At 40.3% G+C, this 22,902-nt stretch carries 18 protein-coding genes, 3 tRNA genes and 3 pseudogenes; 10 read left to right on the top strand and 14 right to left on the bottom strand.

The genetic code is table 11. The features are described 5' to 3' along the window. Positions 1 to 171: 171 nt before the first annotated feature. From BEA93_RS26205 to BEA93_RS07085, 4 genes and pseudogenes are all read left to right on the top strand, one after another. A pseudogene (locus BEA93_RS26205) lies at positions 172 to 440 on the top strand (hypothetical protein). An 83-nt stretch (positions 441 to 523) separates the two neighbouring features. Beyond that, positions 524 to 910: a hypothetical protein gene (locus tag BEA93_RS07075; RefSeq protein WP_105225189.1), complete on the top strand. Its 387-nt coding sequence runs from the start codon at positions 524 to 526 to the stop codon at positions 908 to 910. A 55-nt stretch (positions 911 to 965) separates the two neighbouring features. Beyond that, positions 966 to 1,949 (top strand): hypothetical protein, encoded by a 984-nt coding sequence (locus tag BEA93_RS07080; protein WP_105225190.1) that lies wholly within the window; start codon positions 966 to 968, stop codon positions 1,947 to 1,949. Between the two features lie 166 nt (positions 1,950 to 2,115). After that, positions 2,116 to 3,033: a hypothetical protein gene (locus BEA93_RS07085; protein WP_201797533.1), complete on the top strand. Its 918-nt coding sequence runs from the start codon at positions 2,116 to 2,118 to the stop codon at positions 3,031 to 3,033. 60 nt (positions 3,034 to 3,093) lie between these two features. Here BEA93_RS07085 and BEA93_RS07090 read toward each other — a convergent pair whose 3' ends face one another. Beyond that, the gene (locus BEA93_RS07090) at positions 3,094 to 3,471 is read right to left on the bottom strand and encodes a hypothetical protein (protein WP_105225192.1); all 378 of its coding nucleotides are present in this window, start codon (positions 3,469 to 3,471) and stop codon (positions 3,094 to 3,096) included. 30 nt (positions 3,472 to 3,501) lie between these two features. Beyond that, positions 3,502 to 3,975, bottom strand: coding sequence for a DUF4755 domain-containing protein (locus BEA93_RS07095; RefSeq protein ID WP_021580836.1), 474 nt, complete (start codon positions 3,973 to 3,975; stop codon positions 3,502 to 3,504). Positions 3,976 to 4,407: 432 nt separating this feature from the next. On the opposite strand from BEA93_RS07095, the gene BEA93_RS07100 reads away from it, so the two are divergent. Beyond that, entirely contained in the window at positions 4,408 to 4,959 is a 552-nt protein-coding gene (locus tag BEA93_RS07100) for a lipoprotein (RefSeq protein ID WP_105225193.1), read from the top strand. Positions 4,960 to 5,307: 348 nt separating this feature from the next. Here the strand turns inward: BEA93_RS07100 and BEA93_RS07105 are convergent, their stop codons facing one another. Genes BEA93_RS07105 through mobQ form a run of 3 tightly spaced genes read right to left on the bottom strand, consistent with a single transcriptional unit; the run spans position 5,308 to position 9,185 of the window. Further along, positions 5,308 to 6,273: a hypothetical protein gene (locus BEA93_RS07105; protein ID WP_105267626.1), complete on the bottom strand. Its 966-nt coding sequence runs from the start codon at positions 6,271 to 6,273 to the stop codon at positions 5,308 to 5,310. Continuing rightward, on the bottom strand, positions 6,273 to 7,658 hold the full coding sequence (locus BEA93_RS07110; RefSeq protein WP_105224389.1) for a DUF3696 domain-containing protein: 1,386 nt from the start codon (positions 7,656 to 7,658) through the stop codon (positions 6,273 to 6,275). The genes BEA93_RS07105 and BEA93_RS07110 overlap by 1 nt, the downstream gene beginning before the upstream one ends. Positions 7,659 to 7,709: 51 nt before the next feature. After that, positions 7,710 to 9,185 (bottom strand): MobQ family relaxase, encoded by a 1,476-nt coding sequence (gene mobQ / locus BEA93_RS07115; RefSeq protein ID WP_228929349.1) that lies wholly within the window; start codon positions 9,183 to 9,185, stop codon positions 7,710 to 7,712. Positions 9,186 to 9,830: 645 nt separating this feature from the next. On the opposite strand from mobQ, the gene BEA93_RS07120 reads away from it, so the two are divergent. The 3 genes from BEA93_RS07120 to pilV all read left to right on the top strand — a co-directional run bounded on the left by BEA93_RS07120 (position 9,831) and on the right by pilV (position 12,606). Beyond that, complete coding sequence (locus BEA93_RS07120; RefSeq protein ID WP_085459654.1) at positions 9,831 to 10,136, top strand: conjugal transfer protein TraD; 306 nt, start codon at positions 9,831 to 9,833, stop codon at positions 10,134 to 10,136. 396 nt (positions 10,137 to 10,532) lie between these two features. Next, positions 10,533 to 11,090 (top strand): type IV pilus major subunit protein BfpA, encoded by a 558-nt coding sequence (gene bfpA / locus BEA93_RS07125; RefSeq protein ID WP_052922935.1) that lies wholly within the window; start codon positions 10,533 to 10,535, stop codon positions 11,088 to 11,090. 52 nt (positions 11,091 to 11,142) lie between these two features. Next, positions 11,143 to 12,606 (top strand): shufflon system plasmid conjugative transfer pilus tip adhesin PilV, encoded by a 1,464-nt coding sequence (gene pilV / locus BEA93_RS07130; RefSeq protein ID WP_105224390.1) that lies wholly within the window; start codon positions 11,143 to 11,145, stop codon positions 12,604 to 12,606. A 60-nt stretch (positions 12,607 to 12,666) separates the two neighbouring features. Here pilV and BEA93_RS07135 read toward each other — a convergent pair whose 3' ends face one another. The 6 genes and pseudogenes from BEA93_RS07135 to BEA93_RS07160 form a co-directional block, all read right to left on the bottom strand. Further along, the gene (locus tag BEA93_RS07135) at positions 12,667 to 14,418 is read right to left on the bottom strand and encodes a hypothetical protein (protein WP_105224391.1); all 1,752 of its coding nucleotides are present in this window, start codon (positions 14,416 to 14,418) and stop codon (positions 12,667 to 12,669) included. Continuing rightward, positions 14,411 to 15,499: a hypothetical protein gene (locus BEA93_RS07140; protein WP_085459651.1), complete on the bottom strand. Its 1,089-nt coding sequence runs from the start codon at positions 15,497 to 15,499 to the stop codon at positions 14,411 to 14,413. The genes BEA93_RS07135 and BEA93_RS07140 overlap by 8 nt, the downstream gene beginning before the upstream one ends. A 269-nt stretch (positions 15,500 to 15,768) precedes the next feature. Further along, positions 15,769 to 15,954: pseudogene (locus tag BEA93_RS07145) on the bottom strand (tyrosine-type recombinase/integrase); the annotation flags it as partial. Continuing rightward, positions 15,915 to 16,064: pseudogene (locus BEA93_RS26330) on the bottom strand (integrase); the annotation flags it as partial. The pseudogenes BEA93_RS26330 and BEA93_RS07145, both read right to left, overlap by 40 nt. Positions 16,065 to 16,151: 87 nt before the next feature. After that, positions 16,152 to 17,432 (bottom strand): tyrosine-type recombinase/integrase, encoded by a 1,281-nt coding sequence (locus BEA93_RS07155; RefSeq protein WP_105224476.1) that lies wholly within the window; start codon positions 17,430 to 17,432, stop codon positions 16,152 to 16,154. Between the two features lie 179 nt (positions 17,433 to 17,611). Further along, a tRNA-Asn gene (locus BEA93_RS07160) sits at positions 17,612 to 17,687 on the bottom strand. Between the two features lie 160 nt (positions 17,688 to 17,847). Between BEA93_RS07160 and yeeO the strand changes: the two genes are divergently transcribed. Beyond that, complete coding sequence (gene yeeO, locus BEA93_RS07170; RefSeq protein WP_077627720.1) at positions 17,848 to 19,323, top strand: toxic metabolite efflux MATE transporter YeeO; 1,476 nt, start codon at positions 17,848 to 17,850, stop codon at positions 19,321 to 19,323. Between the two features lie 100 nt (positions 19,324 to 19,423). Further along, a tRNA-Asn gene (locus BEA93_RS07175) sits at positions 19,424 to 19,499 on the top strand. Positions 19,500 to 19,591: 92 nt separating this feature from the next. On the opposite strand, the gene amn is transcribed toward BEA93_RS07175, so the two are convergent. The 3 genes from amn to BEA93_RS07190 all read right to left on the bottom strand — a co-directional run bounded on the left by amn (position 19,592) and on the right by BEA93_RS07190 (position 22,902). Beyond that, positions 19,592 to 21,046, bottom strand: coding sequence for an AMP nucleosidase (amn, locus tag BEA93_RS07180; RefSeq protein WP_001060212.1), 1,455 nt, complete (start codon positions 21,044 to 21,046; stop codon positions 19,592 to 19,594). 101 nt (positions 21,047 to 21,147) lie between these two features. Further along, positions 21,148 to 22,464 carry a shikimate transporter gene (gene shiA, locus BEA93_RS07185; protein ID WP_000378543.1) on the bottom strand — a complete coding sequence of 439 codons (1,317 nt, stop codon included), beginning with the start codon at positions 22,462 to 22,464 and terminating at the stop codon, positions 21,148 to 21,150. A 348-nt stretch (positions 22,465 to 22,812) separates the two neighbouring features. Further along, positions 22,813 to 22,902 (bottom strand) — tRNA-Ser (locus tag BEA93_RS07190).

Below are 22,902 nucleotides of genomic sequence, written 5' to 3' on the forward strand. Positions count from 1 at the left end.
AATAAAAATATCAGCGTCAGGGCGTAGCCGTGCGTCAGCACAGAGATAAAGATTTTTTCAAAAAGTAGTTTAAAAATAATAAGTAAAAGCATGAAGAAAACACAGATATATTTGATTTTTACGCTTACGATAGAGTATTAAGTAGTAATAAAATAATAAAAGGAAAATACAATGAACAATATCAAAATGATCACACTCTTCCATCCACATGATAAAACACCATTTATGATCTGTATTATAAAAAAGTAGAAGATACAGAACTTGGATTGAAATTAACTATTGAAAACGGCAACAACATTTGTGTCAATAATTATAGTCATTATCTGTTATCAGAGTCTGTAAGTCGTTGTGATAAAGACAGGTTGAAAAATATTTATATTCGTCTGGTTTCAGAACTCACACAGATGAGTGAAGAAACTATAAAATCACAGATGTTATAAAACACCTATAAAATATAATAAATATTTTTGATATTATTATTAGTTGCATGGTATTAAATAAAAACAATAACAGGAAAAATATCATGCGAAAAATAAAAACAAAAATCTACTTGCCTACAGCTTTGACAGGAAACATGGATAAACACTATATCCCTATTTTAGAGGATTTAAGAAAAACGATATACAGCGACAGAATGTTATCAAGGCTTGCAGATAGCGGTAGTATTGTTATCCATAGTTCAGTTGGGTATCCGGTTGCTAAATACAAAAATACAGGGATTAGCATAGGTATAGAACCATTGAATCCAATGATAAGACAAGATCTGACTCTTGGATATATCGTGGTCGTCAGAAACGGAAAAGCATCACAGGAAGTTAATGGTTTACTTAACAGGTCATTGCCAAAAGCGATAAGCACTTTTAAGGATCACATCAACGAATATGAATCAGTAAAAATCAAAATGCGATAACAACCTATAATCTGATAAAATATTCAGTCTGATAACTACAGGAGGAGGATGAGCTATGGAAGGTCAGTTAATTTTTTGTTCCGATGCAATACTACGGTTTCAGTCCGATTACGATGAAACCGCTGCCGTTCCATTGCTATCCATCCAGAACGTCATAGCCGATACCGATCCGTTCTTTCTTCTCCGTTTCTTCCACCATACCGTTCTGATTGAAGAAGGAACAACGCTGGCAAGTATCTTTCTGGCAATAGAACCGTGGAAGGCTTTGTTAGCGGCTTATCTGGACAGAGATGTTGGTGCTTATATAGATGAGGTAAGAAAACCGTCCGGGCCAACGACATGGGATATTGAATGGATTGGGATTGATCGTCGTAGCATGGTTTACCGCGCTTATAAACGTCAGGAGATGCAGGATGGAGAGGATTTTTCTGACTATTTAAACCGGGAACGCGTTCTGACCGATGAATTTGAAATTGAAAGTGGCTGTGAGGCTTCTGGCTACATTAAAGGTGATAAAGAACGCTGGAGCATCAGTGGTGATGTTCACGAGATAAAGAATCTGCCTGTAATCCTCTATAGCAAACAGACATTGATGACTTCACCGAAAGACGGTTTGCTGAAGAAAAACGTATCGGGTGTGAAGAGTTCCAAGCACAGTTGCTTCGTTTATGGCGATACCTCGTTTTCATTGAGAGAGGTTATGGAAGCCATCTTCATTAGCGGGCTGTTCTTCTATGCGCCAAGAGACGCCGCCAGTAGTCTTGATGCGCTGAAAGCGAGTGTGGCTGGACTGGAAGACGAACTGACCGAGGTGCCTGAAACAGAATCGGATAATAATGAAACAGATGAAGAACCTACCATCGTCGTAGCCGACGGTGCTTTTGATTCGCTCGCTGCTCACATGGAGTCTGAAAAAGCGGAGTGGCAATACATTAAGAAGTTGTGCCAGCAAGATAGCGAGCTGCCCATACGTATTGGTAGTATCAGAATAGCTGAGCCTGCGGAGCTATGTATTGGCGGGAAAATCTTACATGAATAGGTACAGGCAACAGTTAGCATTGTGGTGAAAGGATATGGTGTATGTTTGCTCACTTTTTTGTGTTATCTCCTGATCAACCCTATGTCGACTATGGTAAAATTCCCAACTTTAACACCAACGTAGCAAGTGTTTTATGAGCGCGTAGTCAACCAGTAAGGACATTGAATTGAACATTAACGCAACACCAGTATTAATTACACTTGTCTACGAAGCGCTTTTAAGATCCTTTTGGCGTAAACCCGCACTCAAAAAATTTTTGTTATCGTCGCATATTTCTGAAAGCTTCATTTCAACTTGGAGAGAAGATGAATCAAAAAGAAATTTTTTAGATCGTTTGTTCCCTAAATTACAAAGTAGTGCAAAAGGAAAAAATGTTATCTGCCATATGGCAGTTAATCTTTCTGAACAGACTTCTTTTCCTGATTTAAAAGGCTGGGAAGATTCTCTACAAATGATTCAATCTGCAACTGATGCCATAAAAGATTTAAAAAACTATATAACAAAACAAAATGAAGAACATCAGACTGAAAAAGAAAAACAAGAGTTCAGAGCACGAGCAGAAAAAGAGAGAACTGAAATAAAACGCTCTGAGACGGATTTGATGAAATTAAAGAATGAATTTGAGTGTTTGCATAATGAAATAGGAACTCAAAATGGTGGCTACGCATTTGAAAAGTGGTTTTTTAAACTTGTAGACTACTGTGAAATTGTCTGTAAAAAACCATATAAAACTAATGGTAGGCAAGTAGATGGAGCCATAACTATTGATGGCACTACGTACCTTGTTGAATTAAAATTTCAGAAAACACAGGCTGACGCCATCGACATCGACTCATTAAAAGCTAAAGTGAGTAAAATGGCTGATAACACGATGGCTGTAATGATTTCTGTATCAGGTTATTCCTCTGTTGCCATAACTGAATCATCGGGTAGTCGAACCCCTTTATTATTATTAGATTATAGCCATTTATATTTATTCTTGAGTGGTGGAATGAGATTTGATGAAATAATTACACGGATAAGACGCCATTCTTCACAAACAGGAGAATCTTACCTATCTGTAAATTCATTTGGTGGATTTTAAATAAACAATAATGCTGTATGAAGTAATCTCAGCATTATTGTTTCCAATAATTAATGTTGGTTAATCCATCAAGCCGCGTGAACTCTTACTTGCAGTAAGACGAAAATCATAACGTTCCACAACATCACCCTTAAACCAGATATCCAGTGATTTAATGTGTGCCGTGCTGCTATTGGTCAACAGAGCAAGGCCCGGTATGTAGTTAGATAGCTGGCTTTCTCCCGTCATACTTGAGTAGTTCCACATCTCCTGTCCATCATTCGTAGCGCGTGTCTGAGGCTCTCCAAAGGCAGCAAGAATTTCTTGTTGGGTTGTTTTTCCCTTGACGATTTTAACTTTAACCGTCTGATGATTTTCATCAGTTAGGGATTTATTACCATGAACGGTACAGCCACCAAGTGGTAATATGATAAAAATAGCAAGTAATAATTTTTTCATTTTGTTCCATAATTAGATGAAAGGTGAGACTCAGAAAACATACTTTTTAAATACCAGCATCCACCGCTCGCAAAGTTCGTGATTTGAGGTGCTTTTATTTTTCAGGGGAACATTAACTTTCCACATGGGGTTTTTAATATCATCGGTTAAAATATTTAGGCCAGACCGTTTATTAGCTGAAAGTTGTTCTCTCCAGTTAGCAATAGCCGCATTATTCATACCTCGTAATGTTCCATTGCCGTAAAACTTACCACCGTCTGAAAGCGTATAATTTATTTCCCGGATTTCATCAAAAGTATATGTGCTGTCTTTATCTTTATTGAAAATACGGACAGTATGTTTTTGTGTATCAATAACAATACCTGTCTGTTGGCATTCATACGAAAGAATGTCGCCGTCCAGAACTTCCGTAAAGCTGTTGTAGTGCTTTTTCTTCTGTATATCTGCTACGGTCATGATAATGACGAAGAGCACCACTAAAAATACGATACCTGTTGCTTCCACTCTTACTTCCTCCATGTAAATGAGTTAAATAGACTGAACCCGCTCACAGAGCTTTGCTTCGTTTTATACGTCCTACAGCACCAAACTCATGGCGTCGGTCTCGGCGTTGCAAGGCTATCAGAACTTGAAATTATAATCGATATAAAAGATCGATAATGAGTTATCGATAGATTATAGCGATTGAAAGCGCGATATCGATCGGTGATTAATTGTTAACATCGATCGAATATCTATTTATGATAGTTGCAAGCTATCATGTGGTCGTTTTTGATCGTTTTAAACGATATGACGAGACGTTAAAAGAATTGAATCCTATCAATTGGTTAAGCGGTGGTTTTGCGATGTGATATCAGCCGGATCCCGCAACAACTCTAGCCCTGACCGGATTAGGTCAAAAATTTAGGCACTTTGATTATCAGGATGGATAAGCAGATGAAGAAGATTTTACTCGTTGCTGGCGCAGCTCTGGCACTGGCGGGATGTGGTGAGAAAGGTGATTTTGAAAAGGCGATTAACGCGAAGATATCAAAATCTAAGGTGTGCTATTCATTACAGGACAATGATCGTGTGTTTAATAAAGGTTTTCCTGTTCGGGTCAATCGTGGTTATCGATCTGCCGGATACAATGAAAATGATGAAATCTTAAACGGCCTGTCTGAACAAGGGCTGTTTGATGTTTCGCAGGAGTCTAACGGTTTTAGCAATGTTGATGTTCTGGAAGTAACGGATAAGGGACAAGAGGTTGAGTTCTGGGATCGCAAGGATGGTGTCTGTATCGGTCATCGTGCCGTAGCTGAAATTAAAGAATGGACAGAAGCCGATGCAAGTGGCATGAAGATTGTTCGCGTGTCGTATACGTGGAGGCTGGCTGATGTTCCTTCGTGGGTGGATAAAAGCGCATTCGGTGGCGTTAGGGGAATGACTGAACCTGCTGAAAGTCTTATCTCTCTTGTTAAGACCAGTAATGGTTGGAAAGCCAACTAAAGGAATATCGGCTTGTTAAGTGCCCCTGTTGTTCTGTTGAAAGTCAGAATAGGGGCATGTTTATGTAAGATATATAGCTCTGTTTTATATGAGGCCTATCCAAGGTGGCATACCATCAGTTTTTCAATATCTCCTATTGTGGCGTCGAACACGGGCAAAACTATTCTCTGATAATATTGTATTAAAAGGAATTATGTGATTTCAGTATCTAGAAAAGATTCGGTGATCTATGTAATAATCACCGATTTTTCAATTAAAAAATCAGAAGCTTTGTTTTCTTCAACCTAGTAATAATCTCCACCACCAGATCATGTGATTGAGAATTTTTGGTGGTAAATATAACTATATTTATAAAATATCAATTTTAAATTTCCTATTTCTAGAAAACTCTTTTAATATTTTGTTAAATTGTGTTTGATTTATGTCTTTAATATTAAGGGTGCAGTTTTGAACAGGATAAGCTCTAAAAATTGAGATACCTCTTCCTAAGATGCAGACCTTATCATCAAATGCAAGGTATCTGTCATGTCCTTTCGGTTGGAATAAGTTATCGTCGCAAACGGAAATCTCAAAATATGTAATGTATTTACTGAAGTTTGTCGATCCTTTTAATGTGAAGTTCACGTAGTTAGTTAAAATTGTATTGTAGTTATCTGGACTGTTAACATTTGATGTATAGATCACAATTGAAATATTTTTCTTCAGAAAATATATGTAATCTAATATTTTTTCTAACGCAGGCTTTCTGCGAGAAATATCTTCATCATGATTTTTCGCCCAATACCTATCAATTATGGTTATTACTTTTGAGTTCTTTATTAATTTTTTGAATCTTTTCTCCAAAATATCATCTATTGAATCTCCATCTGCTATGTCAGTTTCACAAAGAGATTTACTGTTTGCAAAACTTAAACTATCTATGATCCCAATAGTTTTTGATATTTCTAAATTGTGCGCGGTAATCAGAGGTGTGTTTATAAGCGGAGAGTTATTAGGTATTATGATTAGATCAAGCTCATCAGCTCTATAGGTCGCTTCTATATCCACTGGGTTTAGAAAGTCACAAATTGGCGTGTAAGTACTTACCATTGAGCTTTTCTTATAATGCGAAAATGCCACTTGCCACAATTGTGATATTTTTGGTTCAAGGCCGTTTATCCATTCAATATAATCCGTTTTTTTCATATTAGGATAAACAAAACAACCAAAATCTTTCCATGAGTCGATTATTTTCTTATGAATAAAAATAGCATTATCACTATCTAGTTCATCACTTCCAAGATAGAATTCATCGAAATGAAACTCTGTTAACATTAGTCAATCCCCATAGTTTCTTTCATGCGTTCTTCAAAGAATCCTTCTGGCCAATGTTTCAAAAAATCTCCTTCATCATCTAAAGGTAATTCCATAACACTCGTTCCAGACATTCCGACATCAACATACAATACTTTTACAGAATTTTTATCTATTTTCTTCTCTCTTATTCTTCTCTGTAATCTAAGCATTAGAGCTTCACTATGAGTTTCTATTATCCATTGGTTTCCATCAGCATTGCTCGATGTTTCAATAAATAAATCAGCCAGATGTGCTTGTAATCTTGGGTGCAAATGTATTTCGGGTTGTTCAACACATATTGTTTGATTTTTTTTAGTTACTGCACATGTGATTATTGGAAGAACTTGCCCTATTCCAAAGCCCACATCAGCAGGTGTAACACTTGTGTTATTTCTCGTATCACAAAGCATTAATGATATAATATTACCTGTAATATTATTACCAATATTTTCTACACTTAACTTATATGGGATATCAAACTTATTCATCCAATAATTGACTTTTTCTTGCCCTGAACTCCCTCCATAATAAAGATCTGCTCCTAAATTTGTCTGCCCCTTGTTCTTTTTGACATTTTCTCTTTCGGAAGAATAAAATCTTCTAGGGTGAGTTCTTAATGGCCCAAGATAGTTGATTTTTAATAGTTCATGTCGTATTTCATAAGCAATGGAATTAAAATAATTACTTATTATATTAAAATCTTCTCTTACGGGGGAATATATAGGGATTGATAGGATAGGAGATATCAAGATTTTTGCACTGATAAGCTCATTATAATATTCTGGTATTTCTAATTTTTTCGAGCGACGATCACGCCTGTTGAAGAACGTGGCTAAATCATCAAATCCATTATTTTCAAAAGAAAAACTCCCTAGCTTGCTCCCTAATACATCTATTCCAAATACCTTTTTATCAGACTTTGATTGAGTAACAGTATATTTGAAATACGATAAATAATTTTTATTACTAGTCAAGTTTGTCGTCGGGTTTGCCTCGGAATATTTATAGGTTGTGCTGAAGTGTCTTATATCGTCTGCACCAAAAATTGGTTGAAACATAAACTCGTCATTATATTCCTTAATATTCATTCCATTCTTGAATGCTATACTGATAGATAAATTTTCAGCTAAATCATGATTGCTAATGACAGATTCAAAATCACCTAAATCTAAACATTCACCAGAAGATATAAATTCACCGTTTTTGTTGTTACCAATAAGTGATTGTTTTAAAGCTAGTAGAGCTTGAATAATGCTACTTTTGCCAGATGAGTTAGGCCCATATATAAGAGTTATAGGAGCCAAGGGAATTTCAGTTTCAGAAGAAAATGATTTGAAATTATTTAGCTTGATATTAAATAACATATATATCCTTTCTGTTATACTTTTTTTCTAAAAAATATTGTATATCATAGTTCATTTTATATTTTTATGAAACTGCCGTAAGCCTAATTTCGAAGATGAGATGCTTTTTAACTGTGATGATGGTTCAAAGGGGTCACCTGTGATATTACCGAAAATTTGCTGTGAATGCTTAGGTAAGTAGCTGATTTCACATACAGATGCCTTGTTTTCAGTATTGTTAAATTTGGTACGTTTTTCAAACTCTGAGCGTGGAACATTGACTCCTAACACTTCATCATAGACATAGCTCTCTGCGATACGCTTATCATGGTCAGCATCAGTGGTATCTGCTTTCCTTTTGGCCCAGATAAATTTCTCTCTTATATAGCCTACTATCAGTAGTGTGAAACGCTTAAACAAACCATTCTGACGGGGTTTAGTCTGTTTTCTACTTCCCATAGGAGCACGGTTCACCGCTCTGGTTTTTTGAAGAGATGGGGTTTTCAGTTTAGTGGATGCATTTGGTTCAGGAACAACCAGAACAGGGGATTTCTTCCCTGATACATTTACTTTACTGACCTTACTGGGGTCACGGTAAGATTTTACGGCTGGTCTTCTGTGTGGTTCAGATGTTGTAAGAACAGGTTGCTGCTCTTCTGTTGCCGGGTAGTCAGGGATAACGATTTCTTCTGGTTCAGCAGGATGTGTAATCGTAAAGCTTCTGACATCAACAACGATTTCCAGTGGTAGCTCACTGAATGTGGTGTAGACCTTTTTTGCTTCTTTAATTTGATGATCGCGTTGAGCTTGTTCAGCAGCTCGTTGTTCCTGAGACTCGGTGTTATTCCATTTAGCACGATGAACACGCTGCATTGCCGGGCGGTTAGTTTCTGTCGCTTTAGCAAGCCAGAATGCTTTCTCTTCAGCACTGAATGCTTCTTCTGCGTGAGCAAGGGCATCAGCACATTGTGTCCTGAGAGAACGGTGATCGATACGTTCTTCACTCCCTGCAGCCTCAAGGTAGCTGTTTGACATCGTGGCCCATGACTCACGCCATTGGATCATTATCTTCTTATCATTCCAGCTTCTGTCTTTTTTACCGAAGCCTTCGGGACCAATGGTTTTCAGGGTTAACATGACGTGAGCATGGGGATTCTTACCATCTAAATCGTGGAATGCGACATCAGCAATCATTCCTTTATCAACAAAGTTCTTCTGGCAGTATTCAGCAACCAATTTTTTCTTGTCATCATTACTGAGTTCTACGGGGATAGCGACATCAAAATAACGGGCTGTTTGACCGTTGTTCTGGCGTTCCACTCTTTCAACTTCATTCCAGAGTGCTGAGGAGCATTCAACAATATGAGCAGGTGCGGAAACGGGCGCTAATATAATATGACCATGAAGATCTGTTCTGTGGCTGAAATCAAATGTTTCGCCAATGCGATCATCTGTAATACGTGTACGGGCATGGTAGGCAGCTTTCGCAACGGAAGTCATGCCTTCGCTTCGTTTCACAATTTTAAAATCCAGATGAAAAATCGCCATTAAAAATATAACCTCAAATAAAAGTAATGCTGTTAGTTTTTCGTAAGAAAAACTTTGGTGTTGACGTTGACCTTGGTTTTGCTTTTAGCCTGCGGCAGGCAACCGTCGGTAGACCCCACACACTGCGTAGCAGTGTGTGGGTGGGCATTGTCTTTAAGAAAATAAGCCAATGTAAAATGCCCCTCTTATTAATTAATACGAAATATATGTATGGTTGTAAAATAATACGCCGGGTTAAGCGGCGCAAACTGGATTAAAGGTGTAGGTTTCACGTCCACAGGACAAAAAGAGTAAAGAAAAGGCCCGTAAGGGCAAAAGAAGTATTAATTATTCCCGCCGTAAGACGGGATAGCTAAATTTGATGGAAAAAACCAATAAAACAGAGAGTGTTATGTGTTGCACAATTCACAGGTTGAGATTGGAAAATAGAGTTTAAAATTGACAGGTGAAAATAAAAGCACAAATGCGCAAAAATAAGTAACGCGGAGAGTGCCAGATATTTTTGGTTAGTGAACACTATCACATGTGTTGCATTATTTTATTTGTGGATAGTCCAGATTTATTTCCTCTGACAAAACGGTGTAAATTTGACGTCATTTATATTTGTGATAATTAAATACGTGTAAACAGCAAGAGGTGATAACTATGGATAATGAAAGTAAAAAAACAAGAACAGAAAAAACATTAAAGCAAAAGGTTGCTTTTGCTCAACTAGAACTTAATCGTCTTAAGTCTCTGGAGAAATCAGAACGTAAGAAAGTTGAAACAAGGCTAAAGATTATTCTTGGTGCGGAAGTAGCTAAGGCTATGCATTGCGATATCGAACAGGTGGATAAAGAACTCGTTATGGGGATTTTGCTTTCAGTTCCTGACCTGAATGATATTGAAAAAATAACGTATATAAAAGCAGGCAGGAAGTTTCTGGCGCAAATGGATGGAAGACAAAAATAAAAAATATTTAAATTTATTTTGATTCAGGTATTGATATCTGATTATTATCTGTTATCTATATAAAAGAACAGAACGCAGAATCATCCTTTATTAATATTTTTTTCCTTTTCAATCATGCGTTCTGTTCGACCAGTAATCTGTTAATTTTTATATTTATGTAGTGAACGTCATTATTACTTTTTTATCAGATGTGATAAATATCCCATGAGGAAGTAATAATGACAGTAGTGATAACAAATGTTGTTTTTAAATCTCCCGGAAGGCAAAGAGAAATCTTTGCCTTTTTTAATTCATCCGTCTGTCAGACAGAGTTAAATATATCTTGCTATTTCTATTGCCAGATATGAGAGAAGCGTTATAACAGGAGTTATCATTAAAACAAAAAAGGAGATAATAATGGTTTTATTAAATAACAAAAGAAAAAGTAAGAAAGGTTTCTCACTACTCGAACTATTGCTTGTATTAGGCATCATTGCTGCATTAGTGGTAGCGGCTTTTATCGTGTATCCCAAGGTTCAGGCTTCACAAAGAGCACAGGCAGAATCCAATAACATTGCCACCATACAGGCAGGTGTTAAAGCATTATACACATCGGCATCAAGCTTTACTGGCTTAACAAATACTGTGGCTGTTCAGGCAAAAATCTTCCCTGACAATATGTTAAGTGGCTCAGGAACGGCAGCTAAACCAATCAATGCCTTTAAAGGTAATGTGACGCTGGCTGCGGCAGCAACTGGGCCGTCATCAGCGGCTGGCTCTTCTTTCACTATCACATACGATAATGTGCCAGCAGCGGAATGTGTGAAGATTGCGACAGCGGCAGCAGGTAATTTCTACATTACTACGGTTGGAACCAAGGTTGTTAAAGCCGCTGGAGGAACACTCGATGTGGCAGCTACGGCAGCAGCATGTACGAATGCCACAAGTAATACATTAGTTTTCACGTCTATTTAATGAAGAGGGCGTAAGCCCTTTTCTTTCTTATTGCTAAAACAGGGAGATAATTATGATAAAGAAAAAAGGATTTACCTTACTGGAAGTGACTATTGTTTTAGGTATTGGAACGCTTATCGCTTTTATGAAGTTTCAGGATATGAGAAACGATCAGGAAGCAGTATTGGCTGATAATGTTGGAACACAGATTAAACAGCTTGGTGAAGCAGTTAACCGCTATATCAGTATTCGCTATGACAAGATTTCCACACTGTCATCATCCAACAATCAAAGCAGTGATCCGGGGCCAAGAACCTGTTCGGCTGCTGGTTGTGAAATCACTTACCAGACGTTAATTAATGAAGGTCTGTTGCCTGTAGGCTATACAGGAACGAATGCGCAAAAAGCATCCTACAAAATTGTGTTAAAGCGTTCAGGAACAGCGCCGGATTACGTCATTAATGGCCTTATAACAACCGCCAGCCCGTGGGAAGAAGGTGGTCGTATTCGTTATGACCTGTTAGGTAAAGCGGTTCAGGCGGCAGGTGTTGATGGTGGGATGAGCAGAAACACCAAGATAGCTTCCGGCTATGGTGGTCAGTGGAGTGAGAACTCTAACAGCTACAGCAATATCACGGGTGGTGGATTACTGGCTTACCGCGTGGGGTATAACTCTTCAATGTATTCTGTTTATCTGCGTCGTGATGGAACGTTACCGATGACGGGTGATCTGAATCTTGGTGGTAAGAGCATCAAAAACATCAAAGACATTACTGCATCAGGGACAACAACAACCGGGGCACTTAAGACAACGGGTAATGCGTCTGTTGCATCAGATCTGACTGTGGGTGGAACCTCGACCCTTAATGGTTCTGTAAATATCAACAACAACCTCAAGGTAAAATCCGATACCTATCTGAACACGCTATCAACAACTGGTCTGGCGAAGTTTGGTAGCCGTATTGCGACGAACGGACTTAATCCAAACGATTTTCCTGCTGGCTGGGCTGGCGGTGTTCGCACCTATGATTTGTATGCGTCGGGGACTGTTGGTGTTGGAACCGGTAAAACAGTTAAAGCTTACATGAACAATGCGGGTAATATTTATGCGTCAGGTAATCTTACCGCCGGGACGATAAAATCCTACGGAACAATTGAATCAACAGGCAGAATCAAAGCAGGTGAATATCTCCACCTGAATGGTCAGGCAACGTTGAATGCGAAATGTACGCCTAATGGTTTGGTGGGACGAGACAGTACAGGTCGAGTGTTATCGTGTGTTAACGGTAAATGGCAGACAGCAAGTGGTGATGGCCTGAAAGGTATTTTTATAACGATAACAGATCAAATCTCTGGTTATAAATGCGTTATACCGAATAGTGATACTGGAACATGTGCCTGTCCGGGATCAACGTATAGTCCTCAGTTTGGTTATATATCTGGAACCCTTATTGCAGAATATAATGAGGAGCGTTGTAGTGGTGGTAAGAATGATCACTGTTATAGTAATTTAAGAAGGTTATATGCATGTCGGTAATCTCGCTATGGATGATTTCATAAATTACAGGTAAGAAGGGCCGATAGGCCCTTTCAGCTATTATGAGGTTTGTAATAAAGAGAAGGCGTCATCCAATAGAATTTTCTCGCTATTGTTTAGCTCTTTATTTAATAGAAATGATCTCACTGATTTTGCATTACCGATACAAATTTGTTTCGCTTTTCCTGCGAAATATTTCTTATTTATTTCATTGATATCAAAAAGTGGATTGTCATTAATTTCATTTTTTTTATATTCTGCTACAGTAAATAGCATTTGCTCAGTATTGCCAGATTCATTTTCTAAGAACTTAAAAATAAGATCTCTATTTCCTATATCTATATCTTCTTTGAATATAGCATCTAACAAAAATGGAAATTTATGGATTGTTTTTCTTTTATTGATTAATTTAATAAAGGAAAAATGATAAGCCATGATTATTTTGTGTAATTCAACACCTTGGAAGGGGAAGGATGTAATGGAATAAAGATTTTGATACCTTGGATTATTAGGTATTATTACCTTCAAAGCTTTTGCTTTTTCGCTGAAAATAGTTAAAAATTCCTTGTCAATGTTGTTTCGGAGAGCTTTAATTTGTGAATCTGTGAGTAGGTTGTCAATTTGGGTCTGAAGGTTTGATATTTTTTCGACATAACTAGCTTCTTTAATTTTAATATCATTTAAAATGGTGATATTTGCACGGTGATTAACCCAATTGTCAAAGTCAATATTTTTAATTCTCGATTCTTTTAACACCTCATACTCAAGGTTTATTTTTTCACTATCGTGTTTGATCTTTCTTTCAACAGAATTTAATGATGACGAAACATCTTTAATTTCTTCAGTTATACGTTCTTTTTCTCGTAGCGCATCGTTAATATCTTGAGTATAGATATATAATTGTCTAAGATCGCCGGGTAGCGTTTGTTCGCATACAGGACATGTGTCAACGCTGGGTTTTTGAAGTTTTAAATTTCGAATAGTTTGTAAAAGTACTTTTTGACGTCCACGTAACATACTGAGTTTATTGCATAGTTTTTCATACTTAGCTTCTTCCGTAATCAGATTTGCTGCTAATATGTTGTATTTTTTTAAGTAATCAATTGCTTCCCCTTTGAATCGAGATTCTAATATCTCAGAGATTTTAAGAGAGCTATCTTTTGTTTTGTATTGAATTAATAGATCTCTTTCATATTCAATTTGTTGTTTTTCTTTTTGCAACATATATTTTTGCAATCTGTCCGTACGATCTTTTATGCCTGCGTAGTAATCAAGGTAGTCATATTTGAAGTCTTTATAAAATCTATAATCACCTATTGATTCTCTTAGATAAACCCAACCAACAGATTGAGATATATAGAATGGCAAGAATGCAGCTTCTATCGGTGCATCAGTAAACTTAGTTTGGTTCTGTAATGTTAGTTTAAAGTCAAATAAGTGGTTAAATAATCTTTTGTATCTTGCATATTCATATGAGTTATTTCCATTAATGCCATCAAACCGTAGGGGGACTCTATCATCAATGCGAACGACGAGAGTATCATCAAATCGAACAAATACAACCGTATGAGATGATTTTACTTTTGTTATTTCACACTCAAGACGAAAGAGTACTCTTTCTGTAAGAATGTCGTGCAAATTTTCTTTGGAATCATTAACACCCATTGTGTACAAAATTGATTGCATTAATGTACTTTTCCCTGATGTGTTCCTCCCGTGAATAATATTGACTGAGTCACCAAAATCAGTGCAAAAAAAACATTTATTATTCATAGAGTATGCTAAAATGCTTTTCAGAATTAATTTAGACATACATTCCTCTTGTCTCAACATATGCAGCTATTATCGCAAATGCAATCATGTGTTTTTCTAACCTTGAATTATATGTGTTAATATAAGTTTGATATAATTCAGTAATACAATCTGCTTCATCTGTATGTTTATAATCTATTTGCGTGTTTTCTGATACAAATTTATAAATCTTTTTGTATTCTACTTGTTGAATGTCTTTAAAAAAATCGAAACAGTTATCTAATAATTCTTGCGCTCTTCTTTTTATAGGGAGCTTAATTGATAATCCTTTCGCCAATTTATCTGCATGAGAACGCCAAAAGTTGAAAGCTTTTTTACTTTCTTGGAACATACTGAATGTTGCATCAATTTTTTGTTTGGTCAAACGCTTTGACCTATCTGTAAGTAAAGCATATCCAGCATTATTATATGTTAACTCAACATCTTGCAATAAAGCCATTAGAGTTGTTATTACAGCGTCATGATCACTAACCTTACAACCTAGAACCTCAGTAGATAAACCTGTTAGCGTTCTTCTCCACCCTTTATAAGTTTGAGGAAGGTCAATGAAACTAAATTTTACATTAGAGAGTTGCTTAAAATCTGCAATTTCTCCATCTATTAGTTTTGATTGAATGTTTTCTTTGATTTCATCATGTAGATCAGAATAATTTTTAGAGATGTTTGTTACTTGTATTTTTTCTACTTTGCATTTTTTACCTTTTTCTTTCTTACCCTGAAGTATAATATTTCGATTTGTCAAGAAAGATAGAGTGTGTTTGTAATCATCAGATTTGGGGTGTTTATCGTTGATAAGTTCATTTCCAACAAGCGATATTTTTCCGATGATCTCACAAAATTTTTGATCCGTTTTCCAGTCATCTCTTGATTTTTTAGCTTGATAAGTATCAATGCGACTAATGTCACCATTTTCATCAACAAAGGCAAAAAGAAAATCTTCATGGTGTTCAACACATATAAAATAATCTAGCAATGGAGAGTTTAGTTTTTCGTAATCATCAAAAAGAAGGTATACAACACAACAACGTTGGAATGTATATCCTGAGCCTCCCTCAACTCCTGAGTTGACGCTTTCTGACATTTTTTGCTGCCCCTGTTAATCAAATCATAGCGTAAATCTATTAATACATATTTAACATTAGCTTTATGTATGAAATACGCATTCTCCTTAGCTAAAGGATATTATAAAGTGGACTAAAAATCATCTAACACCTTGCAAAATGTGAAGTTTTTCTTCATGTAAAACTCATAAATAACGTTACTATTCTGTTAGTAACGAAATAATCGGGAAACTTGCTATTTACGGTTTACAGGAATCTTAATCAAAGTTGTGAAAAAGTTAAATCTTACTTATTGAGCAAATTTAAACTGCCTGACCATCCCATCCCGGTTAGCATCAAGAAAATCTGCCCACCACTGTAGCATTAACCTTCGCTGCTCAAGATGCTTGGCCTTATGGGGATAGGCAGCACGAACACTGTTGCTTTCCTTGTGGATCATCTGGAGTTCCACCGCATCTTCAGACCATAGTCCTGTTCGGCCTTATCTGCCAACTGGTGCGCTAAGGCATGTTCAATAACCTCACGCGGGTAGTTGGTCGTTTCACCAGCCCAATGACGGAATGTCGATCTAAACCCATGCTGCGTGTAGAAACAAAGTGGAAAACTGTTTGTTCAGATACGACAAAAGCCCGATCTCACGAGCTTCTGTTATTGAGTAAATACAAGATATTTTTATGGCTGAGCTATCGATGCAAACTCAAACGGTCTGACCATCCCATCCCGGTTTGCATCAAGAAAATCAGCCCACCACTGTAACATTAACCTTCGCTGCTCAAGATGCTTGGCCTTATGGGTATAGGCAGCACGAACACTGTTGCTTTCCTTGTGGCTCATCTGAAGTTCTACCGCATCTTCAGACCATAGCCCTGATTCAATCAGAGCACTACATGCCAGTGTTCGGAAACCATGACCGCAGATGTCCTGCGTGGTGTCATAGCCCATCTTACGCAGCGCCTTGTTGATGGTGTTTTCACTCATGGGTTTGAATGAGTCATAACATCCAGTAAAAATTAATCCGGCGTCGTTACCTTCTTCATAGGTAAGCTGACGGATCTCTTTCAGTATCTTAATAGCCTGCCTGCAGAGGGGAACAAAGTGCTGGCGTTTCATTTTTGCGCCACGCGTGGAATATTTGACGCGCTCAATCGCTTCACGCTTTTCTGGTATCACCCATAACTTACTGTTGAAGTCGATTTCAGACCATCGTGCATAGCGGAGTTCACTGGAACGAATGAAAATCAACAGATTGAGTTTAATCGCCAGTGTGGTAAGTCCACGGCCTTTGTAGGCATCAATACGTTCAAGTAGCAGGGGGATCTCTTCCAGCTCCAGTGCAGGACGGTGCTCAGTCTCTGGTTTCTGCACAGCACCTTCCATATCGTAGGCAGGATTATGGCGCATAAGCTTTTGCTGAACGGCGTGACGCAGGATGGCAGTGATGTATTGCTTGATCCGCATGGCAATTTCAAGATAGCCAAGCGTTTCTGCTTTTTTAACCGGAACAAGCAGATCACCCGTATCCAGATCTGAAACGTTGCTGTCGCCAATATCCGGGAATACATAGGTCTCAAGGCGCTTCCATACCGTATCGGCGTAATCTTCTGACCATTTTGTTTTGGTGGCAAACCAGCTTCTGGCAACGACCCGGAACGAACGGGTTTTATCCCGCTTTTCCTGCAGAGCTTTTTCATCAGCCTGTTTTTTAGCGTTGGGATCGATTCCCTGAGCAAGCAGCTTTTTTGCTTCATCACGTCGTTGTCTGGCATCAGCAAGAGAAACCGCAGGGTAAACACCAATGGAAAACACTTTCTGTTTACCATCGAAGCGATAGCCTAACTGCCAGTATTTTGAACCATTGGGATGCACAAGAAGGTAGAGACCAAATCCATCAGTGAGCTTGACGGCTTTTTCCGCTGGTCTGGCATTTTTTACTTTAGTATCAGTAAGTGACATGACGGTTCCCTCCGCGTGCTGGTAAAACGCAAATCGAACCAGCTTTACCAGCATTTTTACCAGCAAAGTAGTGTGGATTCGAGCGGTTTTTAACGAACGAGGGTGAACCTGAAGAAGGGGATAACCAGTTGATATAAATGCAGAAAGCAGACGTCAGTGAACGTCTGCTTTCTTTAAATTGGCTCCTCTGACTGGACTCGAACCAGTGACATACGGATTAACAGTCCGCCGTTCTACCGACTGAACTACAGAGGAATCGCTGTTGGGGCACATCTTAACGGCGAAAAATATTTTGTCAAACCCGATTTTTAAAAAACCTAACTGTTTGCCGTTTCTATCAACAGTTTGTTGCATTTGCAGACAATTTGACAGCGAAAATCTTTGCAGCTTTGCTGATTCTCCCTCATTATTTGAAATGTGGTTTCACTTTCTGCAATTAGGGTCGGCTTTGAATATCTCCTCTGCTTTACGCCACACTCGCTGGCACGCAAAACGCAAGAGTTACAAAGTGTTGTTCTGGCGTGAGATAACTCCGCTTGCTGTTCCTATCTTTATGGAGAATGCCTGTGTCCTGTTGATGGGCGTCCTGAGCACTTTTCTGGTCAGTTGGCTGGGAAAAGATGCGATGGCGGGCGTAGGGTTGGCTGATAGCTTCAATATGGTCATTATGGCCTTTTTTGCCGCTATCGATCTTGGTACTACTGTCGTTGTGGCATTTAGTCTCGGTAAACGTGATCGACGGCGAGCCAGAGTAGCGACACGGCAATCATTGGTAATCATGACGTTGTTTGCCGTGCTGTTGGCTGTTCTTATTCATCATTTTGGCGAGCACATTATCGAATTTGTTGCAGGTGATGCCTCGACGGAAGTGAAAGCACTGGCGCTGACTTACCTGGAGCTAACGGTAATCAGTTATCCTGCTGCGGCTATCACCTTGATTGGCAGTGGGGCACTTCGCGGTGCAGGGAATACGAAAATACCGCTGCTTATAAACGGCAGCCTGAATATTCTTAATATTATTATTAGCGGTATATTAATTTACGGTCTTTTTTCCTGGCAGGGATTGGGTTTTGTCGGGGCTGGGCTGGGATTAACTATTTCCCGTTATATTGGCGCAATTGCAATTTTGTGGGTACTGGCGATTGGTTTTAACCCTGCGCTACGGATCTCGTTAAAGAGCTATTTTAAGCCTTTGAATTTCAGCATTATCTGGGAAGTAATGGGGATCGGTATTCCTGCGAGCGTTGAATCTGTATTATTTACCAGTGGCCGGTTATTAACACAAATGTTTGTCGCCGGGATGGGAACCAGCGTTATTGCCGGGAACTTTATCGCTTTTTCGATCGCGGCTCTTATCAATTTACCAGGAAGTGCACTCGGTTCAGCCTCCACAATAATCACCGGTCGAAGACTGGGGGTAGGGCAGATAGCGCAAGCAGAAATTCAGTTGCGGCATGTTTTCTGGCTGTCCACTATTGGACTAACGGCAATAGCCTGGTTGACTGCCCCTTTTGCCGGAGTTATGGCGTCGTTTTATACCCAGGATCCACAAGTTAAACATGTCGTTGTGATTCTGATTTGGCTAAACGCTTTGTTTATGCCTATTTGGTCCGCCTCATGGGTGTTACCTGCTGGTTTTAAAGGTGCTCGTGATGCACGCTACGCCATGTGGGTTTCTATGCTGAGCATGTGGGGATGCCGCGTGGTTGTGGGTTATGCGCTGGGAATTATGCTTGACTGGGGCGTGGTTGGCGTCTGGATGGGGATGTTTGCCGACTGGGCCGTGCGTGCCGTGCTGTTTTACTGGCGGATGGTGACCGGGCGTTGGCTATGGAAATATCCTCGCGCTGAACATAAAAAGTGTGAAAAAAAGCCAGTTGTGTCGGAATAAACGGCAAAACGCAGAATATTTCAGCAAACGCTTTCAAAATTAAAAAACAGGCTTTGACATTGTGGATGGGCATAGTTAATATTCGCCCCGTTCTCACGATTCCTCTGTAGTTCAGTCGGTAGAACGGCGGACTGTTAATCCGTATGTCACTGGTTCGAGTCCAGTCAGAGGAGCCAAATTCTGAAAAGCCCGCTTTGATAGCGGGCTTTTTGCTTTGCTACTTATCAAATCCTTCACATTTTTTCCTGACGCAAAGGATCTGAACTCATTACCGGAACGGCGGCTCATTAAAGGTTCGCAGTTTACGCGAATGCAGTCGATCGCCTTCCGCGCGCAGCAAATCTATCGCCCGAATGCCAATTTGCAGGTGCTCGGAAATAGCGCCTTCGTAAAAACGGTTAGCCTGGCCGGGAAGTTTAATCTCACCATGCAACGGTTTATCTGAAACACACAGTAGCGTCCCGTATGGCACGCGGAAACGATATCCTTGTGCTGCAATGGTTGCACTTTCCATATCAATCGCCACGGCCCGGCTTAAGTTAAAACGCAGTGCAGAAGCCGAGTAGCGCAGCTCCCAGTTTCTGTCATCTGTGGTTACCACAGTGCCAGTACGTAACCGCTGTTTAACTTCCTCACCCGGTCTACCGCTGACCAGCTTGGTCGCGTCATAAAGCGCACGTTGCACTTCAGCAATGCTGGGAATAGGAATATCGGGCGGCAGAACCGCATCGAGAACGTGGTCATCGCGTAAATAAGCATGCGCAAGTACATAATCACCAATAGACTGGCTTTCACGTAATCCACCGCAGTGACCAATCATTAACCAGACATCCGGACGTAGCACCGCCAGATGATCACAGATGGTTTTTGCATTTGACGGCCCCACGCCAATATTCACCAGAGTGATGCCCTGACCATCAATAGTGATTAAATGCCAGGCGGGCATCTGGTGTTTTTTCCATGCGAGGTCGGAAATTGCTTCTTCAGGTGCTTCTGTTTCGGCAGTGATCCAGTTCCCGCCAGCGCAAGAAAGTGCAATATAAGGGCTTTCAGGATCAAGGATCTGGCTGCATCCCCAACGAACGAATTCATCCACATAACGTGTGTAGTTGGTAAACAAGACGAACGGCTGAAAATGTTCGACAGGTGTGCCGGTATAATGGCGTAACCGCGCGAGGGAAAAATCTACCCGGCGTGCATCAAAATGCGATAACGGAGAAAATTCCGCCGGATGATAAATGCCGTCTGCAGTTTCATCGCCAATTTGTGCCAGCTCTGTTGTCGGGAAATAACGCGTTAGCCCGGCGCTCATTGAGCGATCAAGCGTTAACTCGGAGCCATCAATGACATAGGGGTAGGGGATTTCATGCTGTGACGGTTGCACGGAGATATGCGCGCCATAATCCTGATACAACAAAGTAAGTTGTTCATTGAGATACGAACGAAAGAGAGCAGGGCGTGTGATGGTGGTGGTATAGCTGCCAGCGTGAGTAAAGCGACCGAAAGCGCGTGTTTTGGGGGGATTGGTTGTGCTGCCGTCCCAGGTCACGGTCAGTGATGGATAGACAAAAAGACCTTGTTTGCGGGCGTTTTCATCAGGCAATTCGCCACTTTTAATATATTTGCCAATGGCATTGCGTAAAGCGACTACAGATTGCTCATACAGCGCGTCGAGTTTATCCAGTGCCTGAGCTGGGGTCAGACCGGAGCCCTTATTATTCATGTGTGTCTCCTGTTCCATACAATTACCGCGTTTCCGATAGTATGTCACAGGAATGTGAAACAAAAGTGGAAGGCGAAGATCGAATGATCTTCGCCAGACCCTCAGGCGCGTTGATTGTCTTTCATCAACAAAGCAGTTATTGCGGAAATCAGGCATCCTGCCAGCAAATAAATGGCGACGCTATGCCAGTCTCCAGCAAAATAAGTAATGAGAGCTGCAGCAATAAAAGGTGTAAATCCACCCCCTACCACACTGGCAACCTGGTATCCGACCCCCGCGCCGCTGTAGCGATAACTGGCACCAAACATCTCGGTGAACATCGGTTGTTGCACACAAACCACCATGTCATGCGCAATGTTCGCCAGCATAATGGAGAAGAAAACAATCCAGAAAATAGACTGTGCCTCAAGTGCCATAAAGAAAGGAAACGCGCTTAACGCTCCAATTAACGCGCCAGTGATATACACCCTACGGCGGCCAAAACGGTCGGCAAGCCAGGCAAAACAGGGAATTGTCAGACAGCTTAACCCACCCACCAGCAAACCAATATTAAGGAACAATTCGCGCGGTAACCCCATATTCTGGGTTGAATAGTTAAGTGCAAAGGCGGTAACGATATACATTGTCAGCAACTCGCACAGGCGTAGTGCAATAATCTTCAGGAAAGCGCCGGGATGTCGTAACAGGGCTTCGATAACCGGGATACGCTTTTGCGCGGTCACTTGATTATGTTGCTGTTGTTCAAATTCAGCGGACTCCTCCATGCCATTACGCACCCACAATGCGCCCAGCACCAGTATGATGCTAAACAGGAAAGGGATGCGCCAGCCCCAGCTCAAAAACTGCTCATCAGTAGTCATCATGCTGATCAGTGAAACCAGTCCGGTTGAAAGTAGTAACCCTACACCGTAACCAACTTGTACGCCGCTGCTGTAAAAGGCTTTTTTATTTTTCGGCGCGCTTTCAACAGACAGCAATGCAGCGCCTCCCCACTCTCCGCCGACGGCAAAACCCTGAATGGCACGCAGCGTCACCAATAAAATCGGTGCCCACCAGCCAATAGTCGAAAACGAAGGGAGAATACCAATCAAAGCTGTTGCGATGCCCATCATCCAGACGGTCAGCATTAACATGCGTTTACGTCCCAGACGGTCGCCAAAATGGCCGAAAATGACACCTCCGAGCGGACGGAAAAGGAAACCGACCCCAAAAGTAGCAAATGCGGCGAGCGTTCCCATTGCCGGGCTTATTTGCGGGAAAAACTCGCGATTAAACACCAGTGCGGCGGTAATGCCATAGAGTAAAAAATCGTACCAGTCGACGACGGCACCGGCGAAACTGCCTAACGCAGCTCGTCGGGCGCGACTTAACGAAAGCGTGCCTTCATCGGGACGCGTGGAGATGAGCGTGGAGTCCATAATGTTCCTGTTTGTACTGTCTTTTTATAATTAGTATGGAAAAGGTAACTCACATTGCCGTCGAACTATAAACGAACCTTATGAGACTACCGCGACAGAGAGCATCTGCAAATGTTTTTATGTCAGAAAATGACTATGGGGGACGGGTAGGGGCATCACTGTAATGTGCGGAAACGAAACAGAATTGTGGGTTCAGGCGCGTATTAGAAATTCAAAAACAGCGAGAAAAATGTGATTGCTAAAGTAGTGCAGGTTACTTACAGGCGTTATTTTTCGCGGATGAATTTTTCGAATTTTCTCAATGGGATTTGTGTCACTGACATGGGGCGGACTAGCTGTTTGAATGATTGGCGGAGAGAGGGGGATTTGAACCCCCGGTAGAGTTGCCCCTACTCCGGTTTTCGAGACCGGTCCGTTCAGCCGCTCCGGCATCTCTCC

It is taken from the genome of Escherichia sp. MOD1-EC5950, from assembly GCF_002965345.1.
Classification (GTDB): Bacteria; Pseudomonadota; Gammaproteobacteria; order Enterobacterales; family Enterobacteriaceae; genus Escherichia; species Escherichia marmotae.